Source organism: Aristaeella hokkaidonensis (assembly GCF_018128945.1).
GTDB classification, from domain to species: Bacteria; Bacillota; Clostridia; order Christensenellales; family Aristaeellaceae; genus Aristaeella; species Aristaeella hokkaidonensis.
The window spans coordinates 1,259,915-1,274,622 of the sequence record NZ_CP068393.1 but is presented as its reverse complement, the minus strand read 5'-3'; the positions used below and the strand labels follow the sequence as shown (position 1 = coordinate 1,274,622).

Below are 14,708 nucleotides of genomic sequence, written 5' to 3'. Positions count from 1 at the left end.
AGACATGTATTCTTCAGCTTTACAACGCTTCTGTATATATGGATATGAATAATTGAATTCAGATTGATGCTATCACGGATATGTAATACATTTAGATCACTTTGGTTTTATACCAAATAAAGGCTATTTTGGGTTTGCGAAATATCAGGAAAGTATAATGTGTTTTATACGCCATAAAGCAAAATATCATGCTCCTTGAGAACATATAAATCAGATTCGGCATTGGCCATCTTGATATATGTGTATTTGTAAAATATTAATATATATATATGGAAGATCGTAAGAGAAATGAAAAGCAGCTGGGTGCAATATTTGTTGGTTAAGCCAAAAGCAAAAGATAATAAAACGATCTTATAAGAATATGGGAGAAAGAAAAACGATGAAAAAGTATAAAATTGGTTATACAGCAGGTGTCTATGATATGTTTCATATTGGACATCTTAACGTATTAATGAACGCTAAACAATACTGTGAACATCTTATTGTTGCAGTATCAACAGATGAAGTTGTCCGGGCAAATAAGCATAAGGCTCCGATTATTAAATATGAGGATAGAATACGAATAGTTGAAGCGATTCGATATGTAGATGAAGTTGTTCCTCAAACTGATTACAACGATAAAATAACTGCAGCAAAAAAGTATGGAATTGATGTTATGTTTGTTGGGGATGATTGGAAAGGAAGCGAGAAATGGGCACGAATAGAAGAACAATTAAAAGACATTGGAGTTGATCTTGTATATTTACCATACACACATTCTGTTTCTTCCACCATATTGAGGGATAAAATAAGAGGGCAGTAAATGGATGAAACGACTTGAGGATTGTTTGACTATCTTTTAGATAAGATCAGATATAATTGAAAAGCTTACTTCATCGATGGACAGGAGAAAGTGAATATAATGTATTTAATACGACTTGATGATGCTTCTGAATACATGGATTTGGAGAAATGGGTACGAATCTATAATCTGCTGGCTAAATATGATATTAAACCAATTGTTGGAATAATACCAAACAATAGAGATGATTGTTTAATTTCAAAATATAAATATAATGCAACCTTTTGGGATATGATTCATGATTGGGTGGCTGAAGGATGGACTCCCGCTATGCATGGTTATGAACATCGATATATAACAAAGGATGGCGGGATTAATCCTATACATAAAAGATCTGAATTTGCAGGGCTTACATTTGAGAAGCAAGCTGAAAAGATTAGGAAGGGGTATGAAATCCTATTAAAACATGGTATAACGCCTGATATATTTTTTGCACCATCACATACGTTTGATGAGAATACATTAAAAGCAATTAAAATAGAAACACCTATACGGATTATTTCTGATACTATTGCATTGGATATATATAAAGATGATGGATTTTGGTTCATTCCACAACAGAGCGGAAGTGTTAGGAAACTTCCTTTCAAGATTGTAACTTTCTGTTATCATCCAAACATGATGAATGAACAGAGTTTTAACAAGCTGGAGGCCTTTATTATAAAACAATCTAATAAATTTGTAGATTTTCAATCATTACTCTTTTCAGATAGAAAAAAGACCAAACTAGATAAAATTCTAAATTATATGTACCTCAGAAAACATAGATAAAGAGAGTGATAAGATGCGTATTTTAGTGTTGTTTACAAATTCAGATTTAACATTAAAAGAAGGCAATACATCGCTGATTGTTAGAAGGGCAGAAGCGATGTATCAAGAAAAAGACATTTATACGAAGTGTTATATTCTCGGCAAAACAAAATACTCAATTGATACTTTACGATATGAAGGTATATCTTTTTCAAAGATGAAAATCGAAGACATAGATCAGATTATTTCTGAGAACAATCCGGATATTATTTTGTATTACGGCTTCAAAATATTGAGAATTCACTACAAAGTTAAAAAAGCACTACATAAAAATGCACTCAAATCGGAAATCTCATATGATATGCAAGCATGCAACGAAGAAAAAATAGAATACAATTGCAATAACATAAAACAATATGCAAAATACTTAATGCAAAAAGAAATATTTAGATATATTATAAATAATGTAGATTCATGTTTTGTTGTATCTGAAGAATTAAAGGATTATTGCCAGAAATATATAAAGAAAAACAAAACTGTAAAATTTTATAAAGTCCGATGTGGTATTAACAGTTATAAACAACCTAAACAATTACTACAAGACAGGGAAAAATATCGCACAACCCTGGGTGTAGATAATAATACAATAGTGTTTGTTTATAGTGGCTTTCGTTCAGCGTGGCAAATGATTGATGTAATTATACAGCAATTCCAGAATTATGATAGAACAATTGATAATTGTTATTTCTGCTTTTTCTGCAATATCGATACTAATTTTGAGAATCTTTTGAAAGAGTCATTTCCTAAAAGAAACTATTATTGTGCATTTTTAAATCATGAGGATTATTTCGGATATCTTTCCGCATGTGATGTTGGATTTCTATATAGAGAGAAAAACATGACTAATAAAGTGGCATTTCCTAACAAGTTTTCTGATTATCTGGCTGCGGGGTTGATTGTTGGTATAAACGATGCTCTTGCAGAACCTAATAGAATACTAAATCAATATAATGTTCTTCATCTGGATACAAGTTTTTCTCCGAATATGGAAGTGAAAGAATTAGTAGAACAAAGGAAAAAAGATATTCTACAATATTATAAAGTTGTAGATGAAGTACTTGATAATGAAATTGTTTTTAATGGACAGATAAGCAATTTAAACATCTGAACAGGTGAGAATATGATCAAAATTCTATTTGTTATCAACAATATGGAGCAAGGAGGAATACAACACTCGTTGCTAGAGTTGATAAAAAAAATCACTATTTATAATAGATTTGATATTTCATTATTATGTTTAAATAGAATGGGAGAGTATTATTCTCATATTCCTAAAAGCATTAAATTGATAGAATTATCGAAGTACCAAATGATCTCAGAAATGGATTTGAAGCATTGTAAAGAAAAAGGGAAAATACATTTTTTCTTTAGGTTGTTTACTAGTTTAATCACAAAGATGGGGTTTAAGAATATAGCATCAAAACTATATACTGCTGTCTTGGGAAAAACTAAAGATACATATGATATTGCCATATCATACTCACAGCCAACGGACGATAGGGATTTTTTCTGTTTAACCAATGAAATTGTAATTAATTGTTGTAAAGCAAAAAAAAAGGGTTCGTTTGTCCATTGTGATTTCAAATTATATGGTGGTAATACAATACGTAATAGAAAAATATATGAAAAAATGGATTTTATATGCGCAGTATCTTCCAGTGTAAAAAAACAATTTATAGATTGTATTCCTGAAGCAAGAAACAAGACAAGTATTGTATATAATTGCTGTGATGCTGACTCAATTGTTTTACAAGCCAATGAAGACGCTATCATATATAATAGACCGACATTAGTTAGTGTTTGCCGTCTTAGCGAAGAAAAAGGCTTGCTACGGTGTATGCCAATTATTAAACATTTAGTAGATAAAGGATTTGAATTCGAATGGCATATTGTAGGTGGTGGGAGCTTATATACAGCATTAGAAAAAGCAATCGAATTCTATCATTTAAATAGAGTGGTTGTGCTTGAAGACAGACAGAGTAATCCATACAGATTTATGAAAAATGCCTCATATGTTTTTGTGCCATCTTTTCATGAGGCCGCCCCTTTAGTTTTTGATGAAGCTATAATTCTTGGCATACCTGTATTAACAACCAATACTTTATCAGCTGAAGAGATGATAAAAAAACATAATTATGGGTTGGTTTGTGATAATACTGATGAAGCTATTTTAGAGATGCTAATAGATGCATTTTCATCGAAAATTGAATTTGCCACATGCAACAATGTAAAAATGTATCGAGATGAGCAGTCCTTTATTGAGGCAATCAATAAGGTGGTTGGTGAATTATGATAGAAAAAAAATCATATATAAAGCAAACGTGTTCTGATAGTAATATTGGTGTGCTTTTTTCCATTGCTTTAATTGTGCTATTATTAGTTTTACGTGATGTTTTTTCAATTGGAATAAACAAATTGTTATTTGTTGTGATTTTTGCATATGATGCATTATTTATGAAAAAAAAACAACTCGACCGAGTTTTATTTTTCATTCTGCCAATATTAAATGGTTTGCCAGGAAACTATCTAATTATGGTTTATCTTTTTAGAATTATAGCGGAAAAAGGAGATTTTTATGTAAATATTCAAGTATTGTTTTGTATACTAATAATGTCTATTCTATCCGTATATCAAATGTTTATATATAGTTACAGATATTCGGATGTTTTATTCTCATGTATTGGATTAGTTTTCTTTGCGGTTCTATTGTTGGATAAATCGAGTGATATTGATAATTTATATTACTATATAGTTGGAACATCTGTAATGAGCATTATTTTTATATTAGCCACATTACGCGTGTATTCACTTAATGACATTCTTACTATTGGGAAAAGACTCGGTGATGAAACTGTAAAATACAATAAAATGGGGACTATGAGTATTAGTATGGATCCTAATTATCTTGGACTATTTGCAATAACAGCGTGCTCATTATATTTTGTTCTTATGAGGAAAGAAAAAATAAAAAAATCATATATAAAAATTCTCTTGACGGTATCGGTTGCCATTTGTTCAATTATTGCATTAATAGGCCTTTCCAGAGCGTATGCAATTACATATTGTTTAATGATATTAGTTATATTTTTTATACAAAAAAAGGCAAAGTACCTACTCATATTATTGTTGGCATTCGGAATTGGTTATTATGTTCTAAATAAATACTTATCTAATGTTCTTGATTCATTATTTATTCGATTTAGAGACTCAAATACAATCGGAGGAAATGGAAGAATTGATATAAACAAGGCCAATTTTGCAATCTGGTCGAATTCAATTATTAGTATAATGTTTGGAATTGGTTTATTTAGTTGTGAAGTGCATTGTATGCCATTACAATATTTGTTCGGTGGAGGTGTTATATATACAGTGTTTTTTCTTCTGTATGCGTATAATATAACTTATAACAGAAGAAAACATTTTGATTATATTGATTTATTGCCGTTTTCTTTTACACTTTTGATGAGTTGTACTGTTCCACTTGCCACATCCATAACATATATGACACCGGTTGCTATAAGTCTATTTGGTTATATTATTTTGGAAGATTTATTATCAAAAGAAAAAAATGCAGCCTATTACTCAATACATAATAGAACAAGATATAATCTATAGGCTTGGTATCAACGATAACGATTCGCGAGTGAGCGGCTTTATTGGCCTTGGCTTTACTGTAATAATATTAGACTGTGGACTATTCCGAACAAACCTGTGCTCGATATCAATGTAAATAAGAGTAAGACGGGTGGAGAATGTGTTTCATGTTGGAGAACTGGTTTGGACTTCGTTGAGAAGGGGTTGCATTGTTTTAATCGTTAAAAAATCATAGAGGAAAGGAAAGTATGGAATTCGTTCTCGTAATTATCATACAAAGAGAAAAATGGATAATAATACAACGATAGAATTAGAAGAAGTTCAAAGAAGACTATTAGGTATTATGATCAAGTTTGATAATTTTTGCAAAAGTGAAGGCTTGGATTATTATATTATTGGAGGTACATTGCTCGGAGCTGTAAGGCATAATGGTTATATTCCTTGGGATGACGACATAGATGTTGGAATGATTAGAGCTGATTATGAAAAATTATTATTGTTGGCATCTAAATTTCATGATTATAGTGGCTACGAGATAAAGAACTATCGATATAATAAATATTGTGATTATGTTATTATTCGAATATATGATAATAATACTTATATTGATAATCCATTATATTATAAGACAAAGTACGACAAACGATTATATTTTGATGTGTTTCCTCTGGATTATGCACCGGATGATATTGTAGAATGCAAAAAGCAAGAAAAAAGGATAAACAAGAGAAAGAGACTCTTATTTTGGACATGTGGATATACGTTTAAAATCGATTCAATTAAGAAACTTGGACGTTGTTTGTTGCATGCTGTATTGAAACCTTTTAGAAACCTTGTACTTAGATCATTAGACAATGAAATGAAACGTTATTCAAAGACGAAGCATTTATGCTCAATGGCAAGCCAATACAAATATAAAAAACAGTACATGGATGTGACCATCTATGGTAGACCTGTATCATACAGATTCGAAAACCATCAATTGATGGGGCCATCAAAAGCAGATGAATACCTTACACAATTATTTGGTTCAGATTATTTGGATATTCCACCAGAAGAAAAACGAAGAAAAGGATATAGAATGTATGAAAAAAGAAATAGCCAATGAATTACATAAGTTTAAATTATGGTATAAACTATATGAAAACAACAGAAAATCAGCTCATATAAATAAACGAATTCTTGTCATTGAATCTGATGACTGGGGTTCGATAAGGACACCAAGCCAAAGTACTTTAAAAGAACTTTTTGCGATAGGTGATAATCCATACAAAGAACCATTTATAGCAAACGATGCAATAGAGAGTGAACAAGATATAATTGAACTATGTAATACCCTTTCAAAATTTGTTGATAAAAATAAACGTCCATTAGTATTCACAGCAAATTATTCTCTGTGCAATGCAGATTTTTCTAAAATCACCGAGACCAAAAAGTACGCTAGAGAAACTTTCATAGAGACATACAAAACATCTTTTAAAGGAGATAATACATATAATACATTAAAGGAAAAAATAAATAGGGGATTTATTTGGCCTCAACTACATTGCTTGGAGCATCTTTCTGTACAAAGATGGATGAAAGCGTTAAATAATCATGATAAAGATACTCGAATTGCATTTGAGCATAGAATGTACGGAATAGGAGCTTCACATAATGAACATAATAAATATGGTTATATGGATACATTCAATTATTGTTCATATGAAGAATTGTTGTATCTAAAAAACTCAATACAGGAAGCAACTAAGCTATTTGAAAAAATATTTGGTTTTAGAAGTAAATCTTTTGTAGCTAGTTGTTATGTTTGGGATAATAATATAGAGAAAGCTTTATATGAAAACGGGGTAACACAAATACAAACCGGTTTGTTTCAGTTCAAACCATATATTTATGATGGGGGAAAATATACAAAAATACGACACTATACGGGTGAAAAAAACGAATTTGGTCAAATATACACTGTTCGGAATTGTGAATTTGAACCATGCTTTGGGGGTAATATAGATAATATCTGTGAAAAATGTATTTCTCAGATTGAGTATGCTTTTTCACATAACTATCCTGCTATTATTAGTTCTCATAGATGTAATTATATAGATCGAATCAATCCTGGCAATAGAACAAGAAGTCTAAAAGCATTAGAGAAAATTATGGAATATATAATAAAAAAGTATCCTGATATAGTTTTTATGACGTCTGATGAATTGGGTGAATACCTTAATTATGATAATATATGATCTAGTAACTATGATAATGTGTCAGATAATGATAATAGAACTTTGAAATGTATTATAGGATTATTCAATTCAATAACAACATAGCCCTATTTAGTGGTTGATCAAGATAATAATAGATTAATACAATTGTAGTAAGTTGTTTTTCTAGAAAATCATCAAAGTGGGAAGTTGTAACGATTATGGTAGATAAAAGAAATGGGACATTTTCAGGAATAATATGGAAGTTTGCTGAAAGAATTTCTGCACAACTAGTTAGTACGATAGTATCTATTATTCTTGCACGAATTTTGCTTCCTGCCGATTATGGTGTGGTTTCAGTGGTTACAATATTAATTACAATTTTTAATTCTTTTGTTACAGGCGGATTTGGCAATGCATTGATTCAAAAGAAAGATGCGGACGAATTAGATTTTAATACTATGTATTATTTTAGCATAGTATTTTCATTAGTATTATACAGTGTTGTATTTTGTTTAGCACGCCCTTTTGCATCGTTTTATAAAAATCAAGATCTGGTCTGGGTTCTTAGGGTAATGGCGCTAAGAATACCCATTGCTGCTATAAATTCAATTCAACAATCCTATATTGCTAAAAACATGCAATTCAGAAAATTCTTTTTTGCGACCATTATTGGAACAGTCATATCTGCTATTGTAGGAATCACTTTGGCATTGAGAGGAGCAGGACCATGGGCTTTGGTAGCCCAGTATTTAACTAATGTCATTATTGACACAATTGTTTTATATATAGTTAGTGAATGGAAGCCCAAATTGCAGTTTTCAATTATAAGATTAAAGAATCTATATAAGTTTGCATTTCGTATTATGTCCATTTCTGTTTTAGATGCATTGTTTAATGAAATACGAAGCACTGTAATATCAATAAGATATAGTGCCACAGATTTGGCAATCTATGATCATGGAACGAAGTATCCAAATTTAATAGTAACAAATATCAATTCATCCATAGGAAGTGTTATCTTTCCTGCTCTTTCAAGATGTCAAAGTAATAAAGATGAAATGAGAACGCTTATGAAACGCGCAATAACATTTAGTTCATTTGCTCTTACTCCATTGTTGTTTGGGTTTGCTACTATTTCTAATCGTTTTGTTGATGTTATACTAACTTCAAAATGGAATGGTAGTATTCCATATATTATAATTACTTGTATAATGTGCTTGTTTTACCCAATGCATACAATCAATATCCAAGCATTAATAGCGGTAGGAGAAAGTAAAAAGGTATTAGTTCTAGATGTGATAAAAAAAAGTATGCATATTTTAGTGTTGTGTTTTTCAATGTATTATGGTGTAGTTGGAATCGCAATAGGATGTGCTTTTGTAAGTATTATTTCAACTTTTATCAATGGGTTTTATAGCAAAAGGTTATTCTCATATTCTATTTGGAGTCAATTGAAAGACGTTTTACCATATGTGATAACTAGTTGTATAATGTCAATTATTGTTATGATATTTGATAATTATTTATTGTTTCATCCGGTTGTTACACTGATTATGGACATTGTGATTGGAATGACTGTGTATTGTGTTTTAGCAATTGTTTGTAAGTTTGAGCAGCTGCCATATCTAATTCATAAAATCCAAGGTATTATTTTCAAATAATTACTTAATTAGTAGAATAAGTGTTAGCTAATCGCCGGTTTTGAAGAGTAAAACAGCTAGATTGCGGAGCAAAAAAAGTTGAGAGCAGTAATGGCTAAGAGATAATCCGGATAAGATGAGAGGGTAAGCGTCGCTTTGCTGAATGACTTGGCAAAGATGGTTATAGCACAAAATCTCAACAGGAATAGGAATAGAAATGTTATAGTTGATTAAAAGTAGTTGGGTATCTGATTTTCGGCATTTTTCTTTCACGCGGTAAAAATGGTTGTGGAATGGTAGAAGAAGAGAAATCTGCGCATTTAGTGCTATATTGAAGTGTGTATAAGCATGAGTTGGTAAGCAAATACTTGATATCCGTATTCCCTATGCGTTTCAGTTGGCTGGAATGGCTATACTTGATATGGTGTAGTTAGGAAAACGTAGTTTAGATGAATAATAGACAGGGGTAAAAAAATGAATGATGCAATAATGGAGAGTTATGATGAGTTAGAAATTATAAGATGCTGCATTTGGAGAACGAATACGGGAGTGGTATCATATAATACATATAAAGAATTACGCATGCATACTATTGCTTTATTAGCTGCTCCAATCCTTTCCAGACTTGAAATGCCAGATGATTTACGTAACATATGGAAAAAATATATTTTGCAACAAATGAACTATAATATAAAATATAGATATGAACAAAATCAACTTCCTATTACAGTACCATATGTTATATTAAAGGGGACTTCAGCAGCAAAATATTATCCTTTTCCTGAACTTCGAGTAATGGGTGATATTGATATTATGACAAGACGGGAGGATTATGAGACAGCGTGTTGTATGCTTATTAAAAAGGGATACATGGAAATAGGTAGTAATACAGATGAAAAGAATAAACGGCATAGAGAATTCTATAAGAATGGAATCCATGTGGAGGTTCATCAGTTTTTCGCTGCTATGAATGATCTGGACACATCCAATTATCTAGACAATTTGATTGTTTCTAATATTATTGCTGACACACATATTTTGCCAGACCTGATTAACGGTTTGGTATTGCTTGAACATATTCGACAGCATTTACGAACAGGACTGGGCTTACGACAGATTATTGATTGGATTTTTTTTGTGGATAAATGCCTTGATGATACTAGTAAGTGGAGTTTGTTTCAAAAAAAGGCAAATTGTATTGGATTGGACAAATTGGCAATAATTGTGACTCGAATGGCTGAAATGTATTTAGGATTATCTGAACATGAATGGTGTAAGATGGCAGATGAAGAACTATGTAATCAACTGATGAATCATATAAAAAAAAGCGGGAACTTTGGAAATAAGCAAGCAGAGAATACAAGTGTTGGGGAGAATGTTATTCTTGCTACATTTTCGCCAAAGGAAGCGTTTCGACTATTTCAAAAGCGGGGACTCATAAACTGGAAAGTTGGTATGGGAAAGAAACATCTTCAATCGTTTGCTTGGGTTTATCAGATGCTTCGATATTTTTACAAAGGAATTAGAAGAAAGAAACCTGTGAGACGATTGTTGAATGAATATCAAATAGCAAAAACAAAGTACAATATGTTTAATAAATTAGGCGTCAATAGGGATAAGAAAGGAAAGCAATAGTTTCAGATGGGGCATATAAAAGTAGGAAGTAATTCACAATGAAAATGTTGTACAGAAAACGTATTTCTATACTTTATTTTTTGTTTGTTATTTTATCACTTGTATTTATTAATCCAAGCATACAAAAACCCAAATCAGATTATCATTCATCTCAATTGAAGGAAATTACCACAAAAGAAAAAAATGTGGTGAGAATTGATTATGTGAATGAGGATGGAGAAATTACTATCGCAGCGAATCAAGGATTTGCAACGAGGAAGATCATAACAACTGAAATGGGTAAGATTGAAACTTTTTTTGATGATAAGGGAGAACCAGTCACTCAATCAGCAGGATATTATCAGATATTTCGTGAATACGATGATATGAACAATAATATCCGAACAACTTTTCAAGATGCAGAAGGTAAACCAGTAACCAGATCAGATGGGTATTCAATAGAAGAAAAACTATATAACGAGAAAAGACAAATAATAGAGACAAGATATTTGGGGATGAGTGGAGAGCCTGTTTTTACAAAATCCTATGGTTGTGGGAAGATAAATGAATATAATGAAAAAGGAGAAATATGTAAGATCATATTTGTGGATGAAAAAAGAAATCCAGTGATGACTGAACGCGGTTATGCGATAATGAAACAAAGATATTATTGTCATGATACTGATTATATAAATAAGGTTGAACGGGAATTATATTATGATGAATGCGGAAAACCAGTCAAACTATCGTTGGGACAATATGGAGTGCACAAAGAATATGATGAAAATGGGTTGGCCACTGTCTTGACTTATTTGGATATGGATGGTAATCCTACGATAACAAACAAAGGATATACTACAATAGTACGAGAGTTTCAGGCAAATGGAGAAATTGCAACAGAAAAATATTATGACTTGCTGGGGAATCCTTTTTCACTATCAGAAGGACAATATGGAATTAATAGAGAAAACGGACAAACTACATATCTTGATAAAAACGGAAATAAGATGATAAATATAAAAAACTTCCTATATAATCAATCTTGGGTAGTGGTTTTTTTTGTATTGTTGATAGTATTTGTTTCTACTTTCCTAAGCAAAAAGATGAATTCTCTTCTATTGATTATGTATATCTTAATAATAGGATATATGACGTTGATGTTTAGGGAAAGCATTAGTTCTAAAATACAGGTGTCATTATTCTGGAACTATAGTAAAATCATTACAGATAATAGAATACTAGTGGAAATATTGAGAAATATCTGGTTGTTTATTCCGTTGGGTGCTCTTTTTTATCGTCTTTATCCCCGAAAAATCATCATTATGATACCTGTTTTAATATCTATAGTGATTGAGATCATTCAGTATTTGACTGGAATAGGATCATGTGATTTAGATGATATTGTTCATAACGGAATTGGTGCGATTATTGGATATAAGATGGAAAAGATAGCATTGGATGACTATTCCGAATTAAGTGCTGCGTATTCATTGGGTTATAAATACAAGTCGTCTGCTAATTGATTTAAATATTTGTTCAGTTGTACTGTACAGAAGGAATTGTACAAAGTCCTTGTTATGTGAGTATATGCTTTATAGCAACAATAATAGGGAAAAACAAAGAAAGAGATTGCCCTGGGCGTAGCAATCAACAAACCGGAACAGTGAATCTGGTGCGTGGACGGAGACGGTGCAGTACTCATGCACATGGGCGCAATGGCAGTTATGGGCACGAATAAGCCCAAGAACTTGATCCATGTGGTGATCAAATAATGCGGCTCATAAGACAGTCGGCGGTATGCCCACAGTGGCGGGAGAGATTGACTTGGTGGCTATTGCGAAAGCCTGCGGATATCCGAATGCTGTCTGTGTGGATACCTTTGAAGACCTGGACAAGGAGCTGTAAGCCGCAAAAGGCCGGAATGAGTTAAGCTTGAAGTCAAGTGTTCTATTGGTGCCATGGAGGATTTGGGAAGGCCGACAATGATAGCACTGGAGAAAAAAGAGAATTTTATGAAATTCTTAAGTAAATAAGATTGGTTATAGTTCGGGAAATGATAGTGAATTTGAATTGTCATAACTTGTTAGGGAGATTCTGATCATGCACTGCGAACAAAAATTCCATGAAATCTACGGAAGGGATGCGGAAGGACTCTTTTTTTCACCATACCGTATTTGCCCGATCGGAGCCCACAGTGACCACAACCTGGGCAAGATTACCGGCCTGGCTATTGACAAGGGCATTCATATTGCCTTCCGTCCGAAACAGAACGGAGTTATTGAAATGACCTCGCTTCAGTTCCCAAAGCGTGCCCAGTGGCATATTCGGGAAATCGGAGAGAAGACGGGAGACTGGGCAGATTATCTGCGAGGGGCAACATGGGCGCTGTCGAAAGAGCATACTCTATCTGTCGGCCTTTGCGGTGTAATTGAAGGAAGCCTCCCTATTGGCGGGCTTTCATCGTCAGCTGCTGTGATTCTTGCTTTCCTGGGTGCTCTTGCTAAAGTAAATCGGATTAAGTTAGCGCCCCAGGAACTGATAGATATCGCATTTGATGCTGAGAAAAACTATGTTGGTGTGAATGTGGGTACACTGGATCAGAGCTGTGAAGTGCTTTCAAAGGCAAATCATCTGCTGTACCTCGATTGTAAGAATAATCGGTATGAGTTGATCCCGGAATCTCCGAATATGAAGTCCTATGCTATAGCTATCTTCTTTTCTGGCCTGGAACATTCACTTGCCGGATCCAAGTATAATATGCGTGTGGATGAGCTGAGGGCTGGTGTATATGCCCTGCAGGCTTTCTCTGGATATGAATATGGAAAGTTCAATCAAGCAAATGCCAGGGATGTATCTTTTTCAGTATATCAAGCTTATAAAGATAAACTTCCTACGCAGTGGGCAAAAAGGTGTGAACACTGGTATACTGAATTTCAGAGAGTAGAAGCCGGGGCGGAGGCTTGGAGAAGGGGAGATCTGGAAGAATATGGCCGGCTGAGTTTCGAAAGCGGTTGGTCTTCCATTCATAACTGGGAATCCGGCGCACCGGAGCAAATACGACTCTATGAGATCATGAGAGAAACAGATGGAATCTACGGAGGACGTTTCTCTGGTGCGGGGTTCAAAGGATGCTGTATGGCACTAGTGAATCCGGATAAAGTGGATTTCATCCAGGAACAAGTTGAAAAGAAATATCTTGATTCATTCCCGGAAATGAAGGGTAAATACAGTTTTCATCTATGCAAGAGTGCGGATGGGATCGGAGTAGGCTTATGAAATGTGTCATCCTGGCGGCTGGATATGCTACACGGCTTTATCCGCTGACGGAGAATTTCCCCAAACCTTTATTGAAAGTACAGGGCAAGACAATCCTTGACTGGCTGCTGGAAGATATCGATAGTGCGGGATGTGTTGATCAGTATATCTTGATTAGTAACCATAAGTTTGCTGAACATTTCCAGAAATGGGCAGATAATCACAAACTCCCCATTACTGTGCTGGATGATGGGACAGAAAACAATGAAACGCGCCTGGGTGCAGTGAGGGATATTCAGTTTGCTATTGAGAAAGAGAAACTGACAGATGATCTGCTTGTCATTGCTGGGGATAATTTGCTTGATTTCTCTTTGGTAGATTATATTGAATATCAGAAGAATAAGAACACTACCTGCATCATGCGGTACTATGAACCGGATATCAATAAACTCCGGAAAGCAGGTGTGGCAGTAGTGGATGATCAGGATCGGATCATTTCCATGGAAGAAAAACCTGCTGAACCGAAAAGTAACTGGTGCACACCGCCTTTTTACATTTACAAAGCGGAAGATGTACCGCTCGTAAAGAAGGGAATAGGGAGTGGATGTGGGGTGGACGCGCCAGGAAGCTTTATTGCGTGGCTGAGTGGGCAAACTACTGTGCATGCTTATGAAATGCCTGGGAAACGGTATGATATCGGAAATTTGGAAAGCTATCAGATGGTGCAGGAAATCTATAGGGGGTTGAAATAAG

General features: G+C 33.5%; 12 protein-coding genes. All 12 read left to right on the top strand.

Annotation, left to right across the window (positions count from 1 at the left end; translation table 11 throughout):
• The first annotated feature begins 379 nt into the window (after positions 1 to 379).
• The 12 genes from JYE49_RS05865 (at position 380) to JYE49_RS05805 (ending at position 14,707) form a co-directional block, all read left to right on the top strand.
• The gene (locus JYE49_RS05865) at positions 380 to 802 is read left to right on the top strand and encodes an FAD synthase family protein (protein ID WP_093958443.1); all 423 of its coding nucleotides are present in this window, start codon (positions 380 to 382) and stop codon (positions 800 to 802) included.
• A gap of 99 nt (positions 803 to 901) precedes the next feature.
• Complete coding sequence (locus JYE49_RS05860; RefSeq protein WP_093958444.1) at positions 902 to 1,612, top strand: DUF2334 domain-containing protein; 711 nt, start codon at positions 902 to 904, stop codon at positions 1,610 to 1,612.
• Positions 1,613 to 1,625: 13 nt separating this feature from the next.
• Positions 1,626 to 2,759, top strand: a complete 1,134-nt coding sequence (locus JYE49_RS05855) for a glycosyltransferase family protein (protein ID WP_143754552.1) — start codon at positions 1,626 to 1,628, stop codon at positions 2,757 to 2,759.
• 12 nt (positions 2,760 to 2,771) lie between these two features.
• On the top strand, positions 2,772 to 3,944 hold the full coding sequence (locus tag JYE49_RS05850; protein WP_093958446.1) for a glycosyltransferase: 1,173 nt from the start codon (positions 2,772 to 2,774) through the stop codon (positions 3,942 to 3,944).
• The gene (locus JYE49_RS05845) at positions 3,941 to 5,266 is read left to right on the top strand and encodes a hypothetical protein (RefSeq protein ID WP_093958447.1); all 1,326 of its coding nucleotides are present in this window, start codon (positions 3,941 to 3,943) and stop codon (positions 5,264 to 5,266) included. The genes JYE49_RS05850 and JYE49_RS05845 overlap by 4 nt, the downstream gene beginning before the upstream one ends.
• A 265-nt stretch (positions 5,267 to 5,531) precedes the next feature.
• On the top strand, positions 5,532 to 6,353 hold the full coding sequence (locus tag JYE49_RS05840) for a LicD family protein (RefSeq protein WP_093958448.1): 822 nt from the start codon (positions 5,532 to 5,534) through the stop codon (positions 6,351 to 6,353).
• Positions 6,331 to 7,485 (top strand): hypothetical protein, encoded by a 1,155-nt coding sequence (locus tag JYE49_RS05835; RefSeq protein ID WP_093958449.1) that lies wholly within the window; start codon positions 6,331 to 6,333, stop codon positions 7,483 to 7,485. The genes JYE49_RS05840 and JYE49_RS05835 overlap by 23 nt, the downstream gene beginning before the upstream one ends.
• Positions 7,486 to 7,664: 179 nt before the next feature.
• Entirely contained in the window at positions 7,665 to 9,107 is a 1,443-nt protein-coding gene (locus tag JYE49_RS05830) for a lipopolysaccharide biosynthesis protein (protein WP_093958450.1), read from the top strand.
• Between the two features lie 453 nt (positions 9,108 to 9,560).
• Entirely contained in the window at positions 9,561 to 10,721 is a 1,161-nt protein-coding gene (locus JYE49_RS05825) for a nucleotidyltransferase family protein (protein ID WP_093958451.1), read from the top strand.
• A gap of 38 nt (positions 10,722 to 10,759) precedes the next feature.
• Complete coding sequence (locus tag JYE49_RS05820) at positions 10,760 to 12,223, top strand: VanZ family protein (protein WP_093958452.1); 1,464 nt, start codon at positions 10,760 to 10,762, stop codon at positions 12,221 to 12,223.
• Between the two features lie 577 nt (positions 12,224 to 12,800).
• Complete coding sequence (locus tag JYE49_RS05810; RefSeq protein WP_093958453.1) at positions 12,801 to 13,976, top strand: galactokinase; 1,176 nt, start codon at positions 12,801 to 12,803, stop codon at positions 13,974 to 13,976.
• Entirely contained in the window at positions 13,973 to 14,707 is a 735-nt protein-coding gene (locus tag JYE49_RS05805) for a nucleotidyltransferase family protein (protein ID WP_093958454.1), read from the top strand. The genes JYE49_RS05810 and JYE49_RS05805 overlap by 4 nt, the downstream gene beginning before the upstream one ends.
• The last annotated feature ends 1 nt before the right edge of the window (position 14,708 follow it).

Coding starts and splice junctions, on each gene's coding strand:
- JYE49_RS05865 (WP_093958443.1), top strand. CDS start 380: ATGAAAAAGTATAAAATTGGTTATACAGCAGGTGTCTATGATATGTTT.
- JYE49_RS05860 (WP_093958444.1), top strand. CDS start 902: ATGTATTTAATACGACTTGATGATGCTTCTGAATACATGGATTTGGAG.
- JYE49_RS05855 (WP_143754552.1), top strand. CDS start 1,626: ATGCGTATTTTAGTGTTGTTTACAAATTCAGATTTAACATTAAAAGAA.
- JYE49_RS05850 (WP_093958446.1), top strand. CDS start 2,772: ATGATCAAAATTCTATTTGTTATCAACAATATGGAGCAAGGAGGAATA.
- JYE49_RS05845 (WP_093958447.1), top strand. CDS start 3,941: ATGATAGAAAAAAAATCATATATAAAGCAAACGTGTTCTGATAGTAAT.
- JYE49_RS05840 (WP_093958448.1), top strand. CDS start 5,532: ATGGATAATAATACAACGATAGAATTAGAAGAAGTTCAAAGAAGACTA.
- JYE49_RS05835 (WP_093958449.1), top strand. CDS start 6,331: ATGAAAAAAGAAATAGCCAATGAATTACATAAGTTTAAATTATGGTAT.
- JYE49_RS05830 (WP_093958450.1), top strand. CDS start 7,665: ATGGTAGATAAAAGAAATGGGACATTTTCAGGAATAATATGGAAGTTT.
- JYE49_RS05825 (WP_093958451.1), top strand. CDS start 9,561: ATGAATGATGCAATAATGGAGAGTTATGATGAGTTAGAAATTATAAGA.
- JYE49_RS05820 (WP_093958452.1), top strand. CDS start 10,760: ATGAAAATGTTGTACAGAAAACGTATTTCTATACTTTATTTTTTGTTT.
- JYE49_RS05810 (WP_093958453.1), top strand. CDS start 12,801: ATGCACTGCGAACAAAAATTCCATGAAATCTACGGAAGGGATGCGGAA.
- JYE49_RS05805 (WP_093958454.1), top strand. CDS start 13,973: ATGAAATGTGTCATCCTGGCGGCTGGATATGCTACACGGCTTTATCCG.